11 protein-coding genes are annotated in these 20,077 nt (G+C 46.6%); 5 read left to right on the top strand and 6 right to left on the bottom strand.

The window, feature by feature from the left end:
- Nucleotides 1-3 precede the first annotated feature (3 nt).
- Both ACIDITHRIX25_RS69455 and ACIDITHRIX25_RS69450 read left to right on the top strand, forming a co-directional pair.
- A complete protein-coding gene (locus ACIDITHRIX25_RS69455) occupies nucleotides 4-1,218 on the top strand; it encodes an acyl-CoA dehydrogenase family protein (protein WP_052604711.1) in 1,215 nt (404 codons plus the stop codon).
- Between the two features lie 258 nt (nucleotides 1,219-1,476).
- A complete protein-coding gene (locus ACIDITHRIX25_RS69450; RefSeq protein WP_052604712.1) occupies nucleotides 1,477-3,009 on the top strand; it encodes an acyl-CoA carboxylase subunit beta in 1,533 nt (510 codons plus the stop codon).
- Between the two features lie 98 nt (nucleotides 3,010-3,107).
- Here the strand turns inward: ACIDITHRIX25_RS69450 and ACIDITHRIX25_RS69445 are convergent, their stop codons facing one another.
- The 3 genes from ACIDITHRIX25_RS69445 to ACIDITHRIX25_RS69435 form a co-directional block, all read right to left on the bottom strand.
- Nucleotides 3,108-3,980 carry an MIP/aquaporin family protein gene (locus tag ACIDITHRIX25_RS69445; RefSeq protein ID WP_082058478.1) on the bottom strand — a complete coding sequence of 291 codons (873 nt, stop codon included), beginning with the start codon at nucleotides 3,978-3,980 and terminating at the stop codon, nucleotides 3,108-3,110.
- A gap of 399 nt (nucleotides 3,981-4,379) precedes the next feature.
- Nucleotides 4,380-5,393, bottom strand: coding sequence for a transglycosylase family protein (locus ACIDITHRIX25_RS69440; RefSeq protein ID WP_052604713.1), 1,014 nt, complete (start codon nucleotides 5,391-5,393; stop codon nucleotides 4,380-4,382).
- A 263-nt stretch (nucleotides 5,394-5,656) separates the two neighbouring features.
- Nucleotides 5,657-7,228, bottom strand: a complete 1,572-nt coding sequence (locus ACIDITHRIX25_RS69435) for an acyl-CoA synthetase (protein ID WP_200891186.1) — start codon at nucleotides 7,226-7,228, stop codon at nucleotides 5,657-5,659.
- A 141-nt stretch (nucleotides 7,229-7,369) separates the two neighbouring features.
- Between ACIDITHRIX25_RS69435 and ACIDITHRIX25_RS69430 the strand changes: the two genes are divergently transcribed.
- Nucleotides 7,370-8,533, top strand: a complete 1,164-nt coding sequence (locus ACIDITHRIX25_RS69430) for an acyl-CoA dehydrogenase family protein (protein WP_052604715.1) — start codon at nucleotides 7,370-7,372, stop codon at nucleotides 8,531-8,533.
- Between the two features lie 112 nt (nucleotides 8,534-8,645).
- A complete protein-coding gene (locus ACIDITHRIX25_RS69425) occupies nucleotides 8,646-10,301 on the top strand; it encodes an acyl-CoA dehydrogenase family protein (protein ID WP_201732175.1) in 1,656 nt (551 codons plus the stop codon).
- A 1,627-nt stretch (nucleotides 10,302-11,928) separates the two neighbouring features.
- Here ACIDITHRIX25_RS69425 and ACIDITHRIX25_RS69420 read toward each other — a convergent pair.
- The 3 genes from ACIDITHRIX25_RS69420 to ACIDITHRIX25_RS69410 all read right to left on the bottom strand — a co-directional run bounded on the left by ACIDITHRIX25_RS69420 (nucleotide 11,929) and on the right by ACIDITHRIX25_RS69410 (nucleotide 15,578).
- A complete protein-coding gene (locus tag ACIDITHRIX25_RS69420; protein ID WP_052604717.1) occupies nucleotides 11,929-13,134 on the bottom strand; it encodes an FAD-dependent oxidoreductase in 1,206 nt (401 codons plus the stop codon).
- Between the two features lie 346 nt (nucleotides 13,135-13,480).
- Complete coding sequence (locus ACIDITHRIX25_RS69415; protein WP_200891187.1) at nucleotides 13,481-14,644, bottom strand: CaiB/BaiF CoA transferase family protein; 1,164 nt, start codon at nucleotides 14,642-14,644, stop codon at nucleotides 13,481-13,483.
- Nucleotides 14,645-15,305: 661 nt separating this feature from the next.
- Nucleotides 15,306-15,578, bottom strand: coding sequence for a metal-sensitive transcriptional regulator (locus tag ACIDITHRIX25_RS69410; protein ID WP_235347605.1), 273 nt, complete (start codon nucleotides 15,576-15,578; stop codon nucleotides 15,306-15,308).
- Between the two features lie 1,024 nt (nucleotides 15,579-16,602).
- Here ACIDITHRIX25_RS69410 and ACIDITHRIX25_RS69405 point away from each other — a divergent pair.
- Nucleotides 16,603-19,032, top strand: a complete 2,430-nt coding sequence (locus ACIDITHRIX25_RS69405) for an enoyl-CoA hydratase-related protein (protein ID WP_201732174.1) — start codon at nucleotides 16,603-16,605, stop codon at nucleotides 19,030-19,032.
- Nucleotides 19,033-20,077 lie beyond the last annotated feature (1,045 nt).

Genomic DNA, 20,077 nt, shown 5'->3' with positions numbered 1-20,077 from the left:
AACATGACCAGATCATCTGCGAGCTTAGCTTCGACCTTCTTCAATGACGAGCACATCGCCGTTGCGGAAGCGGTCGACATCTACCTTGACTCCTTAGGAGATCGCAAAAACGAACTTTTAAGCAAGATCTTCCAAGAGAAACGCTATCCCGAGGAACTCATGGTAGCGATGGCAAAACTTGGACTTTTTGGAACTTTAATTCCCAAGGATTATGGTGGATCAGAGGTCGGACTTCTGGCTATGGTCGTAGCAATGGAGAGGTTTTCCGCCTATGGACTTGAGAACACCCTAGCTTTACTCACCACAATGGATACCTTAGCAATAATGGAGGGTGGCACGGAGCCCCAAAAAGCCGACTTGCTTCCGCGAATAGCCCAGGGCGAACTCAAGCTAGCATTTGCTATAACCGAGCCTGACGCTGGAACGAATTCATTCAATATGAGACTTAGGGCGACCAAGGAAGATGACGGATACCACCTAAATGGCGAGAAGGCCTGGATAACCGGAGTTGATCGTGCCGAAAAGCTTCTCGTTGTCGCGCGGACAACCTCCATCGCGGATCTCAAGGCCGCCAACCTGCCAAAGGCATATGGACTGTCGCTATTTCTAATACCCACAGATCTAGATAATCTAAAGCTCGACAAGATGCGCACATACGGAATAGAAGGATTCTCGCAATTCCACCTTCATTTCGACGACTGTGTAATACCGACCGATTCGTTGATCGGAGAAGAAAATCTCGGAGCAAAAGTTTTGTTTCACGCACTCAACCCAGAGCGCATAGTGGGGGCATCCTTCGCGGTGGGGATGACTGACTACTTCGTCACCAAAGCAGTCGAATACGCAAAAGAACGAAAGGTATTTGGGGATCAACCCATTGGATCCTACCAAGGGGTTGCTCATCCATTAGCGCGAATCCGCACGAACCAAGAGGCTGCCCGACTACTGACCTACCAGGCTGCAAGCCTTTACGATAAAAAAGCTCCCTCTTCGGTCGTTGGAACTTATGCAAATATGGCCAAATATCTTGCATCCGAGACCTGCTTCGAAGCAGCTGACCGGGCCATTCAGACCTTTGGAGGAGGAGGTTTCGTGGAAGACAACATGATAATTCAGATGTTAGCCGGAGCACGTCTATCCAAGACCGCACCGATAAATAATGAGATGGTTCTCAACTTTATAGCCGAACACGACCTTGGCCTACCTCGCTCATATTAGAAAGATTTAAAACCTAGAGCCAAAGACCTCCAAAAAAGTCAGTAAAAGTGCGCTCGCGATATCCAACAGGCAACCACGGACTTTCAAGTCTGGGATTTGCTTGTTCGGTGAAATATGATTTATTAGTAAATAAGGTATTGGTGGTTTTGAAAGTCCTAAGGAGCTACGGCGCTCGAGGTTTAGACCTAAATAACTCAAACAACTTTCAGGACCAATCATCCGATCAATTGATCAAAATAGATAAAAGGGGTTACCGATATGGGCAACCGGCAAGAGCGTCTATTGCGCGCTATCGAACGAGTAAAAGCTGGTGGACCACCGCGAGGTCACGCAAAGCTGGTCGAATCAAATCGACTATTTGTAAGAGATAGGCTCAAACTTTTCTTCGATAATCAAAATGTTGAAGCCGAAGTTGGAACGATGGCGCGCAACTTCGAAGAAGAGCTTGCCTGTGATGGAGTTGTGACCGGAAGCGCGACAGTCTCGGGGACCAAGATCATATTTACTGCTAGCGACTACAGCGTAAAGGCAGGTTCGATTGGCAAATACCACGGTGAAAAGTTAATTCGCGCACAAGAGTCCGCCATTAGAGCAAAACGTCCAATACTCTATCTAGTAGACTCATCCGGCGCTCGAATTGACGAGACGGCTGGCCATCACGTGGATAAAAAAGGCGGAGGACAGCTCTTTTACCTCCATTCGATAATGTCTGGTTTCATACCTCAGGTCGGCGTATTATACGGCACCTGCTTTGCTGGCACCGCTTACACTCCTGTCTTTTGCGACCTCTTAGTTATGATGGAAGATGCAGCTATGGCCATCGCATCACCTCGTATGGTTGAAATGGCGATAGGACAAAAGCTATCTCCTCAAGAACTAGGTGGTGCCAAGATGCACGCTGAGGTATCTGGCTCAGTAGATTTCATCGCCAAGACCGAGGTCGAAGCAGCTGATATCGTAAGAGCGATCTTTGAGTACCTTCCCTCTTCATGTGAAGAAAAGACCCCGCTTCGCCCCGCCAAACTCCCGAGTCGAAGCCCAGATGAGATCGATGACATAATTCCTGACGATCCGAATCGTCCCTATCAAATAAGAGATCTAATCGATGCCTTCGTGGATGCAGATAGCTTCTTGGAGGTCAAAGCGCACTATGCGAAAGAGCTTTGCGTTGGATTCGCCAGAATCGATGGAAGAGCTGTCGGAATTGTAGCGAACAATCCCGCTGTAAAAGGTGGCACCATCTTCCCCGAGTCATCAGACAAGGGAGCCGAGTTCGTTTGGCTCTGTGACGCCTACCAAATTCCCCTGGTCTACCTGGTTGACACACCAGGCTTCATGGTCGGAAGCGCAGTTGAGAGGGCTGGAATCCTAAAGCGCGGACGCAAGTTTATCTTCGCCACATCTAGCGCTACAGTGCCACGAATCTGTGTAATCGTTCGCAAATCCTATGGGGCAGGAATCTATGCTATGTCTGGTCCTGCTTACGATCCCGATGTTACCTTAGCGCTTCCATCTGCAGAAATTGCAGTAATGGGACCAGAGGCAGCCGTAAATGCCGTCTATTTCAACAAGCTAGCAGCGATTGCTGATCCAGAGGAACGAAAGGCGGAGACCCTACGCCTGCGTCAGGAGTACAAGGAGAGCTACAACATCTATCAGTTGGCGGGTGAAATGGTTGTAGATGAGTTAATAATTCCAAGCGAGCTCCGAAGCCAACTTTGTCACTATTTGGACCTTTATCAGAATAAGGTCACGCTACGGCCAACTCGTCGCCATGGCACAATCATCTAGCCCATAAAAGGTAATTAAATTATCAATTGATGATTAGCGTTAGCCCGATCCCCTTTTTGATCGCAGTCAACCGCATCGAACCCGGAAGAGAAACATTCCTATTGCGCCTCATCTGATGACGGGGCGCTGGTGTGGTGACCCTTTGCATCCGTTACAAGCTCACCTAGGATTCCTTGAGCCGCCATTGAGGCTTTAAGGTCACCCCCGCGACCTCTCAATATAAATGCAAAGACAACTCCAAGAAGACTACCAACTAGCGGACCAACGATATAGACCCAAATGTGAGAGTAGTTTCCTTCAAAGACCGCTGGTCCCAATGTTCGAACGGGATTCATCGATGCACCGCTGATTGGCGAGGCCCACAGGCCAGCCAAAGCAATATAACCACCAACCGCCAAAGCCGAAAGTCCACCGACGTTTTGAGCACCTGAGGACGTTCCCAATATCGTAGAGATCAATCCAAAGGTAAGAAACACCTCCATCGAACCAGCCTGAAAATCAGTAATGTTATGCCCAGGCAACGTCATGCCCAAATTCCCATGGTTGCCCAAGGTGGCATCTAAAAACCAACCCGCCAGGAGAGCCCCGGCAATCTGAGCGGCAAAATAAGCAGGAATCCTCTTGATAGGAAATTCCCGACGCAGAGCAAAGGCAATTGTGACAATTGGATTCAGATGGGCCCCAGAGATCGTTCCCATAAAAAGAATTATCGCCGTCACCATCAAACCCGGAGCTATAACGTCCGCACCTCTCGAAATGGCCCCATGCGATATAGCACTCACAACACTGCCGCCGGCAGCGACGGTGACCAAAAGAAAGGTGCCTACCAATTCAGCCGCGATTCGGCGCCACTCAAAGGCCAAGTTATTGAAGTCAAATTCCCAAATGGCGCGATGCTTGTTAAAAACCATCTGGCCTTCAATTGCATTTGCCGAAGGAGAAGACGATATCTCGGGGACTTTCTTCGTCATATCAAACACCTTTCATAATCTGAGTTGCTCGAATTCCACCAAATAAAAAGTGCCACAAGCCAAACCACCAATGAGAGCGAGATACAACAAGAAGATAGCGACTCGATCCCAAAAATCAAAATGATCGAAAGATATAGCATCAGCTAAACCATCTTAGAGGAGACTTCTCTGCCGGGAATGGCTACCTTTCAAAAATTACACCGTCTCTAAAGCACTAACAGGATCGACAAAATTCATGCGAAAAACAAACGATCTCTAAAATGCAAATCCAGATCAAACCCTTAACACTGGACAATTCCTTTGAGATTAGAGATCCGTTGAAACTTGCACTTCCAAGAAGACCTTACTCTTGGGCAATGGCCAAAATCAATCACCCGAAGCTAAAGCGGCCATCTACTTCTAGTTCAAGCCTAACACCAAAGAACATTCCGGCCATGAATACCAGCCATTTCGAGCCAAGATTGAAGCCGCTTGGTCCTGTGTAGCGGGAGATGCATCGGATGGTATTCCCGGAAATCCAAGGCTATGCCAAGTTGAAATAGAGAATTGATAGGCGCCAAAATAACCATTACCCGTATTATCTTGATAGTTTCCTCCAGATTCGCACCGTCGCAATGCGGCAAGCGAAGCAGCAGATATCGGTGCTGGATGACCTCCCCAATTTGAAACGCCAGCACCCCTTCCAGCACCGCTCGAAACACTCGATAGGCCACTAGAGGTCGGCGCCCCCTGGGAGCTCTGGGCGTTATGGGCCGAAACTACCCTTTTGGCTTGAAGTTCTAGGGCTAGCCTCTGGGCGATCTGTTGTTGAACGAGATTGGAAATTTGTGAATTCACTGAAGCCAACGTCGATTGTTCACTAGAAACCGCAGCCAAGAGGCTACTCTCTGAAGCATCGATCCTCGCCTTAGCAGTTGTGGCCGCATCCTGCGCAGCCTTCGCGCTAGCCAAGTCGCCACTCAGCGTACGAAGAGCGGAGTTGTAAGAGAAGATTGCGGTACTTACGTCAAGTCCCATAACACGCTCAAACTCAATACGAGCGACATACTCACTTTGCGACATGGATAATTCTGTAAAAATATCGGTGATTCCCGAGAGGTTCATATATTGGCTTATGGCAATCTTAGATAATAGGGCTTTGTGCTTTTCCACATTCGCTTGGGCCGTTGCGAGCCGCCGTTCGTCACCTTTGAGCTGAGCGTTCACAGTGGACAACTCAGCTACAGCTTGAAGATGCGCAATGGAAAGGGTGTGAATCTGGCTACTTTGATCCGCAATAGTAGTAGCAAGTTGCGAGGCCTCAGCTTGTAGAGACGACTTGGAGATGCCATATGCCGAATCGACAAAGACAAAAGGCGTTACATAAAGAATAATACCTACTACGGAGACTGTAACGCGTCCGGCAAGCTTCATTTGACTACTTATCATTCACTTGTGAACCGTAGATACTCCGTGATGCTCTCATCAAACACATCAGCCACTATTGTGCCAACGCACCGGCTTGTCCAAACCAATAAACTAATCAAAATCATAATGCTATAAGAAAATACCCATGCAGCCCTTAGGAAATAAAAGTATCCATAGCGGATCGTTACAATTCACCAGCTAAAACCTCCCCTGGATTTAGATAAGGGAGGCTCTAGCTAAAACAAATAAGTTCCACTGACCTGAACTATCTATCTTAATACCGAAGAAGAAGTTCCGGTGAAGTCGCCTCTTAGCGTTCGCTTTAGCACTTTACCAGTGGCATTTCGGGGCAAAGCATCCACAAAATAAATTATCGTTGGCGCTTTGTATCGAGCCATCTTTGACCTAGCAAAATCAATTATCTCCGAAGAAGTGCACTCAAAACCGTCAGCCAGAACCACAATCGCGGCGACAGTTTCGCCCCACTTATCATCGGGCACACCAATTACAGCCACATCCATGATCGCCTCATGGCGAAATAGCACTTGTTCGACTTCTATTGGATAGACATTTTCGCCACCGGAGATGATCATGTCCTTTTTACGATCGACCAGGGTGATGAACCCCTCTTCGTCCATCTTGCCAAGATCTCCGGTATGAAACCACCCATCAACAATTGCTTCTTTGGTAGCTAAACCCAAACCCCAATATCCCTTAAAGATATTCGGGCCTCTCACACAAAGTTCACCAACTACTCCTGGCGAAAGTAGTTCTCCCTGCTCTCCCACTATCTTGGCATCCACGTGCATGACCACTCGTCCAATCGATCCCGCACGAAGGCGAATTTGATCACTCGAAAGCACCGAGACCATTGGAGAGGTCTCGGTCATCCCAAACCCCTCTAAAAACGAAACGCTGTGGTCGATAAAGAAGTCAATAACTGGTAATGGACAAGGAGCACCGCCGGAGACTCCAAAGCGAAGAGAGCTCAAGTCATAAGAATCAAAATCAGCGACCCTAGATAGCGCCGCCCACATCGCAGGCACCATAAAAAGACAGGTAGCTTTAAACTCTTCAAGAAGACGAAGTGTTTCATTTGGATCGAAGCTCTCCTGGATGTAGTTGGTAGCCCCAATGTAGATCAAAGGTAGGCAAAAGACGCCAAGCCCTCCGATGTGAAAGAGCGGTGCTGAGGTGACAGTTATATCATTATGAGAGACTCCATCAAGGCCCCCTAGCAGGTTGATCGCATTCCATGTCATATTGGAGTGAGTAAGCATCGCTCCTTTAGGCCGACCTGTGGTACCCGAGGTGTACATAATCATTGCCACGTCGTCGATGAGTACTTGGGATGGATATGGATCGACTGAGCCCTTTGAAACAAAGTCCTCAAAGGCCATTACGTCAGAGGCTACTAGATCGCTCGCTCCTGATGAAGGTTGCCCTATTGAAATAGTTCGTCGTACGTGAACGCCCTCGGCCTCACATGCAGTCACTGCCACCTCTTCAAGCTGAGAGCTATAGAACAATGTTGTCGCACCTGAGTCAAAGAGGATGTAGGCGACCTCCTGGGACGACAATCGAAAATTAATAGGCACCGCTATCGCACCAAGTTTCGCCACCCCAAAGACTATCTCTAGAAACTCCACACTATTTAGACTCAGAAGTGCCACCCTGTCGTATGGCCGAACGCCAGCCGCGTATAGTGCATTTGCAACCTGATTGGTTCGTGCTTCAAAGTCCTTATAACTAAGACGTCGGGTCTTGCTCATCAACGCAATGCGATCACCCTCAATATGAGCTCGACGGCTGATCCATTCACCCATAACGAATGTACTCATTTGTTATCCTTCACATTCCATCATCGACCTGAGATAACATGAGCTTATCAATAAACGATTTGTCAATTTGAATGCAACGCAAAATCAGTTCACAAGTTGTCGATTGACTGAAATATTCGAACCTAAAAGGCGATCTTTGAGATGCAGACAAAAATACCAGAAAGCCTCCTGACCATCCGATCGCAAGAGCGTCAAATGCTCTATCAGATGGTCGCTAGATTTACGAAAGAATACATTGTACCTAATATCGAGGGTTGGGAAGACCAAGGCGAGGTTCCACGATCGCTCCATAAAAAAGCAGCTGAACTAGGTATTCTCAGCGTAGGGTTTCCGCAAAACGTAGGGGGAATCGGCAACATAATCGACTCGATGATCGTCTCAGAGGCTATCATCCAAAGTGGTGGATCGAGTGGCATCTGTGCTGCCCTTCTAACCCTGGGAATAGCAATCCCACATATCATTGCCTCGAATGATCAATATTTAATCGAAAAGTATGCCAAGCCAACGATGAGCGGCGATCTAATTGGCTCCTTAGCGATCACCGAACCCAATGCAGGATCAGATGTAGCTGCAATAACGACTTCAGCGACGAGAGATGGCGACAGATTTTTGATCAATGGCGCCAAGACCTACATCACTTCAGGCTACCGAGCTGACTTTGTGGTTGTCGCCCTAAAGACATCTCCTACTCTCGGCCACAAAGGGATCTCCTTAGTCGTGGTCGAAAAAGGTACAGAGGGTTTCACTGTAACTAGAAAACTAGAAAAATTAGGATGGCACTGCTCCGACACCGCTGAACTCTCATTTTCCAACGTGATTGTAACTAGCAAAAACCTCATCGGCGAGGAAGGTAGCGGATTTAGCGCTATCATGGCGAACTTTGCCACCGAACGCCTCTCTATGGCTAGCCAAGCGTTAGCCAGCGCAAAGCGATGTATTGACCTGACCATGACTTGGGTTCAAAATCGAAAGGTATTCGGAACCGAACTCTCAAAAATGCAGTTAACTCGACAAAAACTAGCCGAGATGCAACGGCAGTACACGGTAGCCCGAACGTTTCTCTATGACACCGCTATCAGATACGTAAATGGAGAAAAGGTCATAATGGAAGTCGCTATGGCAAAAAATACCGCGGTATATGCCATGGAGGCGATAATAAACCAGGCACTTCAACTCCATGGCGGAATGGGCTACATGCGCGAAAACGAGATCGAACGACACTATCGAGATGGACGAATAATGGGAATTGGTGGAGGAACAAATGAGATCATGAATGAGATCATCGCCAAGCAACTTCAAATTTGACGACCCTCGAACCCACTACTAAAGAGTTAGCAAGTCGCGCGAAGGAGCAAGTAACAGGAATTCTTACAACTACCGCGCGATCCACTCCCACTACCAGATGCAAGGAAGAATAATGAACACGAGAGAACACAACTACCCGACTCACACTGTTACAAACCAAGTTCCGCCAATGGAGGACTACAACGTCTTCCTCACGAATCCGCTCTTAGCCAACTTTGTTCGAAACCATATTCCAAGAGATGACTCAATTGTTGACTACGCGAGCTGGCTCGGTCGCGGAGAAACGTTTGAACTTGCACGTCTGGCCAACGCTTATTCGCCAGTGTTGAAGAGCTACGATCGAATTGGAAATCGGATAGATAGAATCGACTTCCATCCTGCTTACCATCAGTTCATGGAGCAATCCATCAGAGCGGGTATGGCAAACTATCCAACTCCCAATGGTTCAAATAGTCATCTGCGCCGTGGCGCTCTCTTGTATCTCGCTTCTGAAGTAGAGCCCGGCCATTGCTGTCCAATATCAATGACTTATGCAAGTGTTCCGGTTCTAGATAAATGTGGCTCCGAATTCAGAGATATTGTCGAAAAGCTTCGAGAGCCCACATATCAACCAGACTTGGGCTCTTGGCAGACAAAAACCTCGCTCACCTGCGGTATGGCAATGACCGAAAAACAAGGTGGAAGCGATGTACGCGCCAACACGACCCACGCCGAAAATACAAAGAGAGGATTCTGGTACGTTACAGGTCACAAATGGTTTGTATCTGCTCCCATGTCCGATATCTTCCTAACTTTAGCCCAAACCGACGAAGGGCTCAGTGCCTTTTTGATCCCTAGAGTTCTGCCCGACGGAACATTGAATCGACTTTTGGTTCAGCGTCTAAAAGACAAGATCGGCAATCGATCGAATGCGTCCAGTGAAATTGAGTTCCTAAACGCGCATGCATACTTAGTTGGTGAAGAAGGTCGAGGAGTAAAGACAATTATCGATATGGTTGGCCACTGTCGATTGGACTCGATGATTGGTTCGGCTGGTCAGATTCACTTTGGTGTAGCGCAGGCCATTCATCACACAAGGCATCGAGCCGCCTTTGGAACACAATTAATCGAGAAAGATCTAATGCTAAACGTCCTCTCAGACATGGCACTGGAATCTAGCGCTGCAACGCTCCTCTCGATGAGACTTGCACTCGCGGACGACCTAGCCTTGCATAATCCCGAGGAAGCAGCGCTTAGAAGGATCGGGGTTGCGCTAGGAAAGTTCTATGTCTGCAAACGAGAACCAGCCTTGATTGCTGAAGCTCTCGAATGCATTGGTGGAAGTGGGTACGTTGAAGAAGCACCAATCGCTCGGATGTTTCGCGAATCACCGCTCAATGGCATCTGGGAAGGGTCGGGGAACGTGAATGCACTCGACACTTTACGGGCAATGGAAAAAGATGACGCCGCCACCAATGCGCTAATCGACGAATGTAGACCCCAACTAGGAAATGTAGAAACATTCGACGCCGCATTCAACAACCTGCTAAAGATGCTTACAAATGGGGATGACATCCAATGGCGTGCTCGATCAATGGTGGAATACATGGCCAAATTGCTCCAAGGATCAGTCATGTTAGAGTACGCACCGCCGGCAATCGCTGAGCTTTACTGTAACTCCCGACTTTCCCCGACTTACTCTGGCTCAATATTTGGAACATTGGATCGCTTTGATAATCCAAAGAAGTTCATCGACGAATTCTTTCCCGAGGACAATATAATCTATTGAAATACACTACGGCTCCCGTCTTGGCGGTTTCTAATAGTGGTCATGGACCTAGATCTAAATTTGCATATCCTACAGTAAATAATGTTAATTAAGCATAGGAATAACACATATGTGCATTTTCAGGGACTGAACCCAGCGAAGCATCACCTATTCGATTGACACATCAGACGCAAATAAGCACATGAATGGATTTACACAGGCCAGCATAAGACCAGGTACAACTTTAACTAATTGGCCAAAGAGCCTCGTTTTCATCGTTGCCGATCGCAAAATCCTCTTTTTCTAGATAGCCCTCTTAGTCTCTCAATTTCATCCGATGCGCTTTCGAGATAGTTGTCGCGATTGATGCAGATGGTTTCTTCTCACTCTTCTAGCCAACCCGTACTTGAAATAGTCTTTACTTGAGCTTTTTAAATACCCCTTTGAAGAAGGCTCTTTGACTAATTTAACTAATTCACCATTCCACAATTGACATAGCCCTCCGAGGTCTCCTCTCTGGAGTAGACCTCCCCTAGCCATCGGAGTGCTAGGGCCCATCGTTTATCTTTAGTAGTGCAGTGTGATTGTTATCGCATTGTAGGAGATTTACCACCTCTTTGGATTATGCCTCATAAAGAAAGTTCACTCTAGATTCAATAAACCAAATCAGCTTTCTTACCTAGCCAATAGCAATTCCATCAACTGGTTCATTTAGCTTCTTAGTTAGCAGCGAACCATAGATGGCGCCATCGCCAAAGCTAAAGACTCCTCCATCGCTTGCGACTAGCCAGTAGCCCTTGCCATCTGAGGTGGATGTGATGCCTACGATGCCCTACGGATTCAAGTCGTCTATGAGTGTCCCCGCTGCGAGAGTCGCTACATCGTTATTTTAAAGATGCCCAGAATGCAACCTTTTGCGTACCCGTATTGGAACGGGTGGTCTTTGTCCTCATTGTGACGAACCAGTCGCCCACGTCGATCTCGATAACTAACCTTCCATAGTTAAATCCAGAGCTCCATCAAAGTTCCCGTAGGTATTTTGATGTACCCAGCATTTTAAGTCGACAATCACCACAAATGCTTCTGTTGTGATTGTGGATTTGTTTGTTACAAAGTTGGTGGTAGTGAGAGATGTCCTAAATAGTAATGAACCAGCCATATTTTAAAGATTTAATCTAAACAACTAGTTCGCCAGACAGCTCAAATTCCATCAAATATCGTGCTTTTAGGGGTATTGACATCCGTCTCTGCTACGCTAATGCGTACCCAGGAGAACCGATTGGTTCTGCGATAATGGAGTCTCCTTTAAACCCGGGGCGTATCAGAAATCCGCGTACCGAATAAGTCGGCATGTGGGTTCTTTGTTTTTCCGGCGTGCGGCTCGTTTAGAACGAGTTCCCATATCACGCTCCCAAACTTTCTCAAGGTGATCACCGAGAACAAAGAGTGCAATATTGGCAAGCACAGGAAGCAAAATTCCGCCTTATATGAAGTGATTGATTACACGAAGTTGAAGGATATACCTGAATCAATTGCGAAGCGAATCATCTTCATCCGAAATAACTAAAGATCGAAATAGTTCTCGTTAGGTCTGGGCCACTCCCCTAACCTAACGATCTCGCTCTTCAGATATAGCCTAAAAGGAGTTCTACATTGGGTTAGGTGCTATCGCATCCACAGATTCCAGATACTGACGAACCATCAGCAAAACAGCGGCCCCTTCTCCAACGGCCGATGCAATCTGTTTGGTGCTTCCCTTCCGCAAGTCACCAGCTACAAACAAGCCAGGCAGAGAGGTGCCCATAGTTCCGTGACTGTCGACATATCCGACACCATCGGTATCGACCACGTCAGAGATAAACTTGGAATTGGGGGTCAAACCAATAAAGATAAAAGCGGCCGGAGCCTCGATCTCATGCTCGATTTTCTCTTGTTCGTAGCGCACTTGAGTGAGCTTACCATTGGGACCTTTCACGAATTCCTTAACCGTTGCTGACGTGATGACTTCGAACCTCGGATCCTCGCTAATTCGTTCACGTAATATCTTTGACGCAGTAAGTTCTGGACCATTCTGCAGAATAGTGACATGGTCGACAAATTTTAAGAGGTGCAACCCCTCCTCGATCGCAGAATTACCTCCGCCTATAACGATTATATTGGCCGCTCCGGCGTAAAAGGGACCATCACAGGTTGCACAAAAGTGAACACCCGCTCCAATTAAATCCTCTTCGCCTTTTACATCAAGACGTCGATAAGTGGATCCCGTGGCCGCCACCACCGCACTCGCGCGGTAGGTAAGGTCTCGATCTGTAACCACTTCCAAGAAACCCTCGCCAGGTAAAACTGACTTTACCTCCACGCCAGAGAGCATCTCGACACCATATCGTTTAGCATGCTCGACGTAGAGAGCTGACAATTCCGAACCGCCTACCCCTTGAGGAAAACCAGGATAATTATCTATACGCTCAGTAACACCAGCCTGTCCCCCGAAGGCGCCTTTGTCCAAGACGAGAGTGTCTATTCCCTCTCGAGCGCCATAGATAGCTGCGGACAATCCAGCGGGACCCGCTCCAACAATAATCAAGTCGTATGCGGACTTTGTTGCGGTAATCTCAATTCCAAGACGTGATGCCAACTCAGCGTTATCGGGCTCCACCAGATAAGTGTCATCTGGGAAAATGACAACCGGAATAATAAATTTGCCACCATTTCTAGCTTCAACCTCGGCACGTGCCTCGAGGTCGGCCTCCACATCGAGAAATTTATAAGGAATACGTTGATCAGCTAGAAATTGTTTGGCCCGTTTGCAATCGGGGCACCAATTGGCGCCTAAGATTTGAATTTCGCGCTCCATGACGCTCCTCTGGTAGAAAACTAAATTACCAAAAGTCACAAACCCGCAAAGGTAGCCTCTCATTCCACTTCATATATAAATGTTTAAAGAGCTCAAGACGCCATTTACATCTCCGACACAGATCGCAAAAATTCGTAATATGGATCTATCGAGAGGACTTTGATCCGAGAGACGATCTCTCTTTTTGAGAGGTGGCAATTGCACATTTAGACCCAGAGATCAACGAATAAGACAGAGCTCGACTACGGCTTGAAAATTACACAAAGCCTCCTCAAAATGGGAATCACATCATATCCAATCTTTAATCCTCCAAAACAGATATTGATCGAAGCTCAGTTTCAAAAGACTAGCTAGAGAGCCACTGCCGAATCTCCTTAGAATCTTCGCCCAATTTAGGAGGTGAATATCGATAGCTATTTGGAGTCTTAGAAAAAGAGATCGGATTGCGAACAGTAGCAATCTCACCACCATTGTAATCTTGGTTAATCGTTGGATTCAGTCCTACTGATCGAGCAAAGGCGATGCCATCGTCTACAGTATTGATGGGACCCGCTGGCACACCCACGCCGACAAAAATATCGAACCACTCACTCTTGGTCTTGCTCGAAAGGGTCTGATTCAACTTCTCTCGCAGCACGCCCCGGTTACGATTTCTCTCCTCATTAGTCGCAAAGTTGGGATCTTCGGCTAGAAAACCTAAGCCGATAGCGTTCGCGAATCTTTGAAATTGTCCATCATTTCCGATTGCGACGACGATCTTGCCGTCACTGGCGTCAAATGGCTCATATGGATAGAGACTTGGATGGGCATTGCCCATCCGGTTCGGAACCACATGACCAACTGTATAAGCGCTCGTTTGATTCACCATTCCCGAAAGAGCAGAGGCTAAAAGGCTTACCTGGAGGTTCTGACCTTCAGAACTCTTGGATCGCTCAAATAGCGCTGAGACAATTCCCAAAGCGCAGTGAAGGCCTGTAATCACATCAATAACGGCAAATCCAGCCCGCATCGGATCAGAATCCGGATCGCCGGTTAGGCTCATCAATCCCGAAATGGCTTGAACCATAAGATCATAACCTGGGATGCTGGCCCCCAAATCACTTCCAAAACCACTAATCGATGCATAAATTATTTGGGGATTTATCTCCTTGGCCCCTAAATAATCGAGTCCAAACTTGGCCATTGCACCGGAGCGAAAATTCTCAATCATCACATCGCTCCGACGTATCAGTTCCTTTGCGACCGAAACGTCTTGTGGATCCGATAGATCCAGCACTATTGATCTCTTATTTCGATTTATCCCCAGATAATAAGTGGAATCCTCTCCAAAACTCGGAGGTTTCCACGTGCGAGTCTCATCGCCCAACTTGGATTCAACTTTTATTACATCAGCGCCCATATCACCCAATAACATCGTGGCATATGGTCCCGCTAGAACTCGAGAAAAATCTGCAACGACAATTCCCGACAACGGCCCATCACTAATGGCTCCAACCTGGTCTTTATTCACGTAATCTTCCTCCTGGTTATCACGGTCAGCCCAGCCAGCTAAAACCTATGGGAAAATCTAACCTATCGACCAGCCATTCTCAAAGAAAATCCGAATCCATGGAGGCGATCTACTTCAAAGAAGACCACGAGACCTGATAAAAAGGGTTTAATCCAAGAAGTTAAAAGCACGAGCGACTAAAAAGTGGGGGCGTTGTCATTCCAATCGGCGCCTGGTAGCTGGAACTTAACATTGCTTATATTGCTACCGATCACAGCGGAATCCCTCAAGATAATTTCTGGACCTTTCATGGCATAGCCTTCGGCAAATCAAATCTAAATAGATGGCTATAGCTAAAAATGAGCCAACTCCAACATCATCTCAAAGCCATTGTAAGGAATTGGTCCCAACACGAGCTATCTGCAAATCATAAGCGGAGCTCAGCTGCGCAACATCTATTTGACGACGCCAAAACAGAACACGCCATCTCGAACCAATATTCGACCTATGACCTTGTGGCTGTTCGAAATATACCAAAGCTCAGATATCGAGATGGGGCGAGCTTAAAACCGTTAGACCAAGGTTGACAAGTAGCAACTCAATCCACAAAGCCATCTAGTCGCTCTGTCACTCACGAGATCCAATGAGCACATATAAACCTATAGTTAACGCCCACGAACAGCTAGGCTAGCCTTCCAAACATCTTTTCCAATTGAGTGATATCGTATCCGCTCTCTTGAGCTTTAACGGGATCCGAAAGACATGATCTCAATCCTGCAGCTACGAGCTTGAAACCCACTTGGTCTAGGGCCTTGCGAGCTGCCGCGATTTGATTCACGACATCGCTGCAGTCTCTGCCGTCGCTAAGCATCTTCTCAATTCCCAAAATTTGCCCAGAGATCCTGCGAAGGCGTACTTGGAGGTTTTCTATAGTTTCGTCTGGTATTTCAATCACGTTAGACCCATCCATCACATTTCTATATTCAAAATTATATACCCCCAGAGGTATCAAACACACAAAAAATTAAGATAGCAAAGAGATAAATGGCAATCTTCGCAACCACCATGCCACCCGCCAGTTAACAAATGCTTTATTTTCGGGACTGATCAGATCGTCCCAAAGCGCATATAAGAGACTGCGGCGACAAAAGGCCATCGAACCGACACGATCATTCAAAAAATTATTATGTGCTACTCCAGCCAATAAAATTAAGACAAAAAAATGTTATACAAAAGGTAAGACTTATCGCGTTAAGGTATTACAAAAAATCATGGTCTCAATTTCCAGCAATGATCTCAAAACTACTATCAATTAAAAACATATATTAACCCAACAGTGGAATCACATCTCGAAATTTTCTCAAAAGTACCTTAGTGCACTCTCTAATCTAATAATTATTTCAAATCGACAGTTGAAAGAATCTTTCATTTCACCAATCAAACCTCGATGTGGCCACCATAACAGATATAATTCGCTAACATGAATATCAAACGTCCGTCTCACCCTGCCCATGAGGGTGAGCTTTGGCCATAATCATTGCTTCTGCAACCTAGACTCGCACATTTTGAGAGATATTATATTTAATAAAGATCCCATAATTAGCAACTTAATTAAAAAATAATTTCAAATCTAGACATCCAATAAGGATGCGCATCTTGCAAGCTACAAGGGGATTTTCTATCTCAACATAAAATCAATTATTAAAAATTATATGGATTGTTAAATTCATCCACATTTTGAATAATCCAAACCAAGGGCTCTTTGAACCAAAAGCTTCTAGCAATTGAAATTCGCCAAAGAACTTTCGCCCAATTCCGATATGCTCACTTCCCACTCTTAAAGGTAGTAGAAATATCTATAGGGAGATCTTGAGATGATCTTGCGCCAAACTGCCTTGGCACGGTGCACGAGAAAAGATTCGATTGCCCTAAAAATTAACTTTAGAAGCTATACCTAAGGAACGAGACAACCAACAACCATGAAAGATCATTCACCTCTCTACAAAGATGGCAATCCCCAAACCTTTGAGGGGACGGTGAACTATGACCAACTTGATCCAAGAACGCCCGTTATTATTGGAGCCGGACAGAGCTCTGAGCGAATCTCTACCTCCGAATACAAGGCAATGTCACCGATTGATCTTGCAGAAACAGCAGCAAAAGCGGCGATTTTAGATTGCGGCATAAAAAGCGACCGACTGTTCAAAGCTATAGACACAGTAGCAGCTACCCGACAATTTGAAAACTCTAGTCCAAGGGCGTCTGCGCCTCTGGGTCGCTCAAATAACTTTGTAGCATCGGTAGCAAAACGTCTAGGGATAACTCCCAAACGAGCCATTTTGGAAGTTACTGGCGGACAATCTCCCCAAAGTCTAGTAAGCGACTTATGTCAAAAAATCTATGATGGTACGAGCGACATAGCTCTCGCATTCGGCTCCGAAGCAATATCGACCACACGCCATTACAAAGATCTACCGGATAGACCAGACTTCTCTGACCACGCAGATTGCGACCTTGAAGATCGAGGATATGGACTAAATGGCATCGTATCCTTGCATCAATCAAGTCATGGCTTGACAAATGCACCTAGTCAATATGCACTCTTTGAAAATGCCAGAAGGATTCGCATGCATAAGTCAAGGCCAGATTATGCCATTGAAATGGGAACCCTCTTCGAACCCTTTACCAAAATCGCTGCACAAAACTCGCACTCTAGTGCGCCTAAGGTTCGAAGCGCACGCGAGCTTACGACGCCCTCTGACAGTAATCGCATGATATGCGAACCCTATACCCGCTATCTAATAGCTCGAGACCAAGTAAACCAAGGAGCTGCTTTGGTAATAACGTCGATCCAAACCGCGCTACAACTAGGAGTTCCAATCGATAAGATGGTCTTTCTCCATGGCCGCTGTGATGTAGCGGAACGACCTCTAATTGAGCGAGACGACCTGTCAAAGAGCCCAGCTGCGGTGTTGGCATCTAAAGCTGCGCTAGAAATGGCCGGCATAGGAGTCGATCGAGTCAACTTTTTCGACCTCTATAGTTGCTTTCCGATTGCCGTCTTTAATATATGTGACGGACTCGGAATCCAGAGAGATGACCCTCGCGACCTGACTATCTCCGGCGGTCTCCCATTTTTTGGAGGACCCGGTAACGACTACTCAATGCATGCAATCATCCAGGCGACAGAGCGACTCCGCCAACATCCAGGCAGTTATGCATTTATAGGAGCCAATGGAGGCATGCTCTCGAAATATTCAGTTGGAATCTACTCTAACTCCCCGTGTCCGTGGCGGGCTGACAATATGAGCAGCCGGATCCAACAAGAAGTCAATCAATGGCCATCGCCCGGTTTTACATTTTCACCAGAGGGCAAAGCCACCATAGAGACTTATACAATCAAGTACTCCAAATCAGGCAAGTTCGCAATAGTTGTGGGGAGATTAATCTCCAACAACAAGCGATTCTTTGCGAGAACCCAAGATGGCGACGAAGCGACACTCCAAGCGTTGGAGAAAGATGACCTTGCGACCTTCCAAATCGAAGTAAAATCCTATGGCTTTGGAAACCGATTTTCCCTAGACAAAGCCACGCAGGCTATCAAGGACGAAGCCGATTACCTTGAAATAAAAGAGCCCTATGAGTTTATCAAGGTCCAAAGATACGGCCACAGCCTAGAGATCACGATAGATCGCCAAAGCGAATACAATGCCTTGAACACCAAGGCACATTGCGAACTGGACTCAATCTTCGATAACTTTTTCAATGATTCGCAATTATGGGTTGCGATTCTTGCTGGCGCTGGGGATGTGGCTTTCTCGAGTGGAAACGATTTTGGAATGACGATCTTTGGAAGAGATGTATGGATCCCAAAAAACGGACTAGCAGGTTTGAGTCAAAGAAAAGTTATCAACAAGCCGGTCATAGCCGCAGTAAACAGACTCGCGATGGGCGCAGGATTTGAGATAGCACTAGCTTGTCACATGATCGTTGCCGACGACAATGCGCAATTCGGCTTCAACGAATCGAGAACGGGGCTCGTTCCAGGCGCTTTTGGGATGACAAAAATCGAAAGGACAATTTCACCACAGCTAGCTAACGAATTGATCCTAACAGCAAAGCGACTGAGCGCTAGCGAAGCTTTCAACTTGGGTATTGTCAACCAGATCACTGAAAGCGGGAAGGCTTTAGATGGTGCGCGGGAGTTAGCCAAAAAAGTTATCGCAGCTTCGCCCACATCAATTCGACTCTCTCTTGAGATCCTTGAGAAATCTCGAGAAAATGGCAGTCGCCTCGACCTCGTCAAACATCAAGCTCAGGCATTGGATCAACTCATCGCCTCCGACGACCTCCAAGAAGGATTGGCTTCATTATTGGAAAATCGGCCTCCCATGTGGAAAAATCACTAATTCGCCAAAGCGACCCTTGATCGCCCTCCTAGATCATCACATCAACTCAGCCGAAATGATCATAAAAAGACAAGTATTCCTAAACCCAGCGGTGCAAGACATAATCTTATTGAAAGGATATTAATGCGAAACTATACACTCCATCCTCAAGTCAGCTGCAGATTCGAACACCTTATTGGCCGCACATCTATGTTGACCGTTGCCATGACAACGGATGGAAACTTCATCAACCAACCAGAGATTCAAACCGATCAAAGTTAGGGACAATGCTTTCGGGCAAGAGACAAGTGCACCAGGATCCCTAAGACCTAAGGGGATTTCCGATTTCGAAGCCAACTTGACAATTGGCCCTGTTTTCCAATAAGACCCAAAAGCATCTAAGCCATAACGGCTTAGGACAACACTTTAAATGACGACAGCCAAGCCGACAGATCAAGGATCAAATTGACGAAGCTCAGCTAAGGTCATCTCCGTCCAAAGAAAGCAAACTCCGTCAAAGAAGTGTGCTAGATACCCTATAACGCCCACGCGCAAACAGGATCTCTGAGACCTTCCCGTAAAAGAAGTACCAGAGGATCAAGCTATATATTTACAACTCAAAAATCACCGCTGACCACACGCGCAGAGATCATGCCAAAATTCCAGACGGAAATATCCTGCCTTGCATTTGCGCAAACGATCCAGCTAAGGTTAAATGGCGGCCAGTGCTTAAATACTACTATCATCGACCAATCAAATAACACAAGGCCAAGGTCGACTATCTTTCTGAATAAAAAGATAAATCAGGGTTGTTATTCAGTTTTAGCCGAAGCCTCATCTAACCCCTAATGCCTATCTTTTGCAAGCAATCCAATTCAATCACTCAAGCTTTACGCCAGTGGCAAATGTCAGTTATCGCAGTGGACTTTGACCCAAGAGAAGTCAAGAATCTACAATCAACGATACCTCAATCTACTCAAAAGCACTACCATGAATAGGTGGGGTGGGTCAAAAATAGTTGATGGCAACACCCCACTGATTAATCCATAAGATTCCTGGCAGAAGC

Source organism: Acidithrix sp. C25 (assembly GCF_904848545.2).
Note: the sequence above shows the minus strand (reverse complement) of the source record. Positions and strands in the feature narration are given on the sequence as shown.